Origin of the sequence: Tatumella saanichensis (genome assembly GCF_000439375.1) — a bacterium.
Classification (GTDB): domain Bacteria; phylum Pseudomonadota; class Gammaproteobacteria; order Enterobacterales; family Enterobacteriaceae; genus Tatumella; species Tatumella saanichensis.
Map to the genome: position 1 here is coordinate 1 of NZ_ATMI01000036.1, position 5545 is coordinate 5545.

Genomic DNA, 5545 nt, shown 5'->3' on the forward strand with positions numbered 1-5545 from the left:
GAAAGGCCATCCTTACGGATGGCCTTTTTGCATTGGGGCAAATATAAGCGGTGAAGTGCGTGAATAAGTGCCGAAACAACGCTCATGTGGGGTCTCCCGCTGCGAGAGTAGGACAAAAGCGCGCTTTTGAACGTTGCCTGCGGCAACGGCCCGTAGGGCGGTGAACGCAGTGAGCCGTAAACTGCCAGGCATCCAAACAGTCAGAAAGGCCATCCTTACGGATGGCCTTTTTGCATTGGGGCAAATATAAGCGGTGAAGTGCGTGAATAAGTGCCGAAACAACGCTCATGTGGGGTCTCCCTCTGCGAGAGTAGGACAAAAGCTCGCTTTTGAACGTTGCCTGTGGCAACGGCCCGTAGGGCGGTGAACGCAGTGAGCCGTAAACTGGCAGGCATCCAAACAGTCAAAAAGGCCATCCTTACGGATGGCCTTTTGCATTGGGGCGGATAAATGGCCTATCTCCCCCTTTTTCCTTTAGCGATGGCTTTAATCCTTCACCCATTGCTTTCTCTCAAACCAAGAGTGTCTTGCATTCCTCATGATGCAGCACCTAGTCAGTCATCTTTAGGGTGAATCACGGTATTAGGGTGATATAAATGGATAGGGATAAGTCACTACCTAGTACCTCCAAATTGTGAATGTTTCCCTACTCAGTCATTTCTGAACCGGTCACTAAAGGCTCAAAACTCCTTCGTTTATCAGGTAAACTATTCGTAGAATTTATTGTTAAGGTCAGGATATGCCGAACGCAACTCACTCACTCAAAACTTTTAATACTCTTGGCCTTGATATTAGTGCTGATCACATTATCGAAGCAGAAAGTCCCGCTGAACTGAAACAGGCTTGGGATCTGAGCCAGACGACAAATAAGCCTTTTTTGTTGCTAGGAGGCGGCAGCAATGTCCTGTTTCTGAATGATTTTCACGGAATTGTTGCGGTGAACCGGATTAAAGGGATCCGCGTGACAGAGAATGCCGAGCATTATGATATCCATGTGGGTGCAGGAGAGAACTGGCACCAATTGGTTGTGTTCTGCCTCGAAAATAACCTCTATGGCCTCGAAAATCTAGCGTTGATCCCTGGGGTGGCCGGATCTGCTCCGGTGCAGAATATCGGTGCGTATGGTATTGAACTCAAAGATATCTGCCATTCTGTCGACGTGCTTAATCTGGTGACGGGCGAAGCGTTCACGTTGGATAATACCCAGTGCCGCTTTCGCTACCGTGACAGTGTCTTTAAGCATGAGCTGCGCGTTGGTTATGCGGTAACGGGCATTACGCTACGCCTGAGTAAACACTGGCAACCGCGACTGAGTTACGGTGATTTAATGCAGTTGGATGTGACAACCGCCACTGCGCGGCAGGTATTTGAGACTGTCTGTGAGATGCGACGCAGCAAACTGCCCGACCCCGCGGTGCAGGGTAATGTTGGAAGCTTCTTTAAAAATCCAGTGATCAGCAGCGAACAGCGCGACACACTGCTGGTAGATTACCCCGAGTTACCCCAATATCCTCAACCTGAGGGTAACGTGAAACTGGCAGCTGGTTGGCTTATCGATCAGTGCCAGTTAAAAGGGTATCAATTGGGGGGGGCTGCGGTGCATCGCCGCCAAGCATTAGTTCTGATTAATCACGACCAAGCGACCCCGCAGGATATCGCCGAGTTGGCCAAATATGTCCGTGAGAGTGTGGGGCATAAATTCGGTATCTGGCTAGAGCCAGAGGTCCGGTTTATTGGTTCTGAGGGAGAGTGTGATGCGGTAGGAGCACTCTCATGAAAGATTATAGTGTGCCCTTGAAGATTATCCGTGTGTTATCAGATGGAGAGTTCCACTCCGGTGAACAACTGGGCGAAACTCTGGGCATGAGCCGTGCAGCGGTGAATCAGCATATTCATACCCTGAGAAACTGGGGGCTGGATATTTATACCGTCACCGGTAAAGGCTATTGCCTGTCTGCTCCGGTACAGTTACTGGATGCTGAGGGGATCCGTGCCGGTTTGCAGGGGAAGGGCGAACTCACCGTCATGCCGGTGATTGATTCGACTAACCAGTATCTGATGGATAGACTAAACTCTCTGACGTCAGGAGATACCTGTATTGCGGAATATCAGCAGGCTGGCCGTGGCCGGCGTGGTCGACAGTGGTTCTCGCCTTTCGGAGCGAACCTGTATATGTCAATGTACTGGTGTCTGGAGCAGGGCCCAGCAGCGGCAATGGGCCTGAGTCTTGTAGTGGGTATCGTTATTGCTGAAGCTCTACAGGCAACGGGTGCAGGTGATGTGCGGGTGAAATGGCCCAATGACATTTACCTCAATGATCGCAAGCTGGCCGGGATCCTGGTTGAGCTCAATGGCAAGACGGGAGATGTGGCACATATTGTGATCGGTGCCGGCATTAACCTAATGATGCGTACAGTCGATGACAGCATTGTTAATCAGCAATGGATAAGCTTGCAGGAAGCCGGTATCACTATCGACCGTAATGCCCTGACAGTGAATATTATCAATCAGTTGCGCTCAGCCTTAACGCTGTTCGAAACTGAAGGACTGGCGCCGTTTACTGCGCGTTGGGCAAGCCTGGATAACTTTATTCATCGACCGGTCAAACTATTGATAGGTGAACGGGAAGTCTTCGGTATTTGTCAGGGTATTGATAGTCGTGGCGGTTTATTACTGGAGCAGGAAGGTAAAGTGAGTAGCTGGGTAGGAGGGGAGATCTCTCTGCGTAAGCAATAACGTTTACCGGGGGCGGGGCCCCCGGCATTGGTGCTCAGGTTATTTACGCAACTTGACCGCATCCACCGCGTGATTTTCACTTTTAGTTAAAATCAAGCTGGCCCGCTCGCGGGTGGGTAGGATATTTTTACGTAGGTTGAGGCCATTGATATCATTCCAAAGCCCGCAAGCAATGTCAGTGGCTTCAGATTCCGACAAGCGCGCATAGTTATGGAAGTAGGAATCAGGATCAGTAAAAGCCCCTTCACGGAACTTAAGAAAGCGGTTGATATACCACTGCTTAAGTAGCTCTTCTGGTGCATCCACATAGATAGAGAAATCCACGAAATCTGACACAAACACACGATGTGGGTCGTGGGAATAGTCCATTCCGCTTTGCAGGACATTCAGTCCTTCAAGGATCAGGATATCCGGTTGGGAAACGTGCTTATCGCCTTGTGGGATAACATCATAAATCAGATGTGAGTAAACTGGCGCAGTAACCTGTGGCTCACCTGACTTCAAGTCTGAGACAAATTTCACCAGTCGATGCATATCGTAGGATTCAGGAAAGCCTTTCCGCTTCATCAGACCACGCTCTTTCAGCACAGCATTCGGGTGCAGGAAGCCATCAGTGGTAATCAGTTCTACCGTCCGGTGCTCCGGCCAGCGACTCAGTAAAGCCTGTAATACACGAGCAGTGGTACTTTTCCCCACGGCGACGCTACCAGCGATGCTGATGATATAAGGGATCTTCTGCTCACTTTTACCGAGGAACTGCTCCAGCACTGCCTGACGACGTAGGTTAGAACTGATGTAGAAGTTTAGCAGGCGTGAAAGGGGTAAATAGATCTCGGCGACTTCTTCCAGCGATAAATCTTCATTGATCCCTTTCAACTGGGCGATTTCCGCCGCAGTCAGCGTCATGGGTACGGAATCGCGCAGGGTTGCCCACTGCTCCCGTGTGAACTCTAAATAGGGAGAGGTAGCCAGTGACAAATTTTTTTTACTCATATTCAGGCATCTGACAACTAATTTATCGGAGTTATCCTCGGGGCGGTGGGCGTAAGCCTCCCAGCGCAATAACTTGAGGTCGTAATAAGACAGAGGCTGGAGGTTAACACCAGAAGCTGGCGGTGAAAAACGAAAAGATGCGGCTGTATGGGAAATTTCGCGATTAAGGATATAAACAGTGATCCCGGTCATATCTCGCTGACCTCGGATGTTAGGTGGGACGCCCGACGGTGAGTTGTTGTTTTTTTATTCAATCAAACATCAGTCATCAGAATAATTTACCGGAATACCTAGCGATAGCGTAGTAACTCCGATAGCGTTACCTGAGTGGCGGTCATTACTTATCCTTAGCAATATTGGCTTTGGTGTGAAAAATAGCCACTCATTGACGGTAGTTTAGCCAATGTAGGGGCGAAAAAGCGGGATTTGTGTAAATAGTAAGCGAAGAGAAAAAAAATTAAAATTTGTTGTTGCATCCTGGCGCAGCCCCCCCTAAAATGCGCCTCAACTTGATGCCGACTTAGCTCAGTAGGTAGAGCAACTGACTTGTAATCAGTAGGTCACCAGTTCGATTCCGGTAGTCGGCACCATCAAGTTAAGGTGGGATTCCCGAGCGGCCAAAGGGAGCAGACTGTAAATCTGCCGTCACAGACTTCGAAGGTTCGAATCCTTCTCCCACCACCATCTCAACCTCCTGGTTGGGAATGTGAAGCAGAACGCTATCACAGCCTGGTGGAGCAGTATTTCCACCCCGAGTGTAGGCTGGAAGTTTCAGTCGAAAGTCGGTCAGTTTATCTGGCAGACTCGAATAGTAAGAGAGCCATCTTATTATTCAAAAGCTACAGAAATATCAGGTAGCAAGAGTTCCAGGATGCGGGCATCGTATAATGGCTATTACCTCAGCCTTCCAAGCTGATGATGCGGGTTCGATTCCCGCTGCCCGCTCCAGATGTGCTGATATGGCTCAGTTGGTAGAGCGCACCCTTGGTAAGGGTGAGGTCCCCAGTTCGACTCTGGGTATCAGCACCACTTCTTTTATCTCCTCTCCTGAAATTTCTGTTCGCTACTACTTTCATTATTTATCAGGGATTTTGAATCCTGGTTGACGTGATCTTATCACCGACTTATCCGTGCTTTAAAAGGGTTATCTAATGGCTAAAGAGCAATTTCAACGTAACAAACCACACGTTAACGTCGGTACTATCGGCCACGTTGACCACGGTAAAACCACTCTGACTGCAGCAATCACTACCGTACTGGCTAAACACTACGGCGGTGCTGCACGTGACTTCGCGCAGATTGATAACGCGCCAGAAGAAAAAGCACGTGGTATTACCATCAACACTTCTCACGTAGAATACGAAACCCCGACTCGTCACTATGCACACGTTGACTGCCCGGGCCACGCCGACTACGTGAAAAACATGATCACCGGTGCTGCACAGATGGACGGCGCTATCCTGGTTGTTGCTGCGACTGACGGCCCTATGCCTCAGACTCGTGAGCACATCCTGCTGGGTCGTCAGGTTGGCGTTCCTTACATCATCGTATTCCTGAACAAGTGTGACATGGTTGATGATGAAGAGCTGCTGGAACTGGTTGAAATGGAAGTTCGTGACCTGCTGTCTCAGTACGACTTCCCAGGTGACGATACCCCAATCGTTCGTGGTTCAGCGCTGAAAGCACTGGAAGGCGAAGCAGCATGGGAAGAGAAAATTCTGGAACTGGCTGGCCACTTGGATTCTTACATCCCAGAACCACAGCGTGCTATCGACCAGCCGTTCCTGCTGCCAATTGAAGACGTATTCTCAATCTC

Annotated in this window: 4 protein-coding genes and 4 tRNA genes; 7 read left to right on the forward strand and 1 reads right to left on the reverse strand. The window is 49.6% G+C overall.

The features are described 5' to 3' along the window. The first annotated feature begins 739 nt into the window (after positions 1-739). Positions 740-1777 carry a UDP-N-acetylmuramate dehydrogenase gene (murB, locus tag DW47_RS0110455; RefSeq protein WP_029686383.1) on the forward strand — a complete coding sequence of 346 codons (1038 nt, stop codon included), beginning with the start codon at positions 740-742 and terminating at the stop codon, positions 1775-1777. Further along, positions 1774-2736, forward strand: a complete 963-nt coding sequence (gene birA, locus DW47_RS0110460; RefSeq protein WP_029686384.1) for a bifunctional biotin--[acetyl-CoA-carboxylase] ligase/biotin operon repressor BirA — start codon at positions 1774-1776, stop codon at positions 2734-2736. The genes murB and birA overlap by 4 nt, the downstream gene beginning before the upstream one ends. 39 nt (positions 2737-2775) lie before the next feature. Here the strand turns inward: birA and coaA are convergent, their stop codons facing one another. Continuing rightward, a complete protein-coding gene (gene coaA / locus DW47_RS0110465; RefSeq protein ID WP_029686385.1) occupies positions 2776-3729 on the reverse strand; it encodes a type I pantothenate kinase in 954 nt (317 codons plus the stop codon). Positions 3730-4243: 514 nt separating this feature from the next. Here coaA and DW47_RS0110470 point away from each other — a divergent pair. The 5 genes from DW47_RS0110470 to DW47_RS0110490 form a co-directional block, all read left to right on the forward strand. Next, positions 4244-4319, forward strand: a tRNA-Thr gene (locus DW47_RS0110470). Between the two features lie 9 nt (positions 4320-4328). Further along, positions 4329-4413, forward strand: a tRNA-Tyr gene (locus DW47_RS0110475). A 189-nt stretch (positions 4414-4602) separates the two neighbouring features. Then, positions 4603-4677: transfer RNA gene (locus DW47_RS0110480), tRNA-Gly, on the forward strand. 5 nt (positions 4678-4682) lie between these two features. Next, positions 4683-4758 (forward strand) — tRNA-Thr (locus DW47_RS0110485). A 122-nt stretch (positions 4759-4880) separates the two neighbouring features. Beyond that, a partial coding sequence (locus DW47_RS0110490) for a GTP-binding protein (protein WP_029685418.1) occupies positions 4881-5545 on the forward strand: 665 nt, incomplete at its 3' end.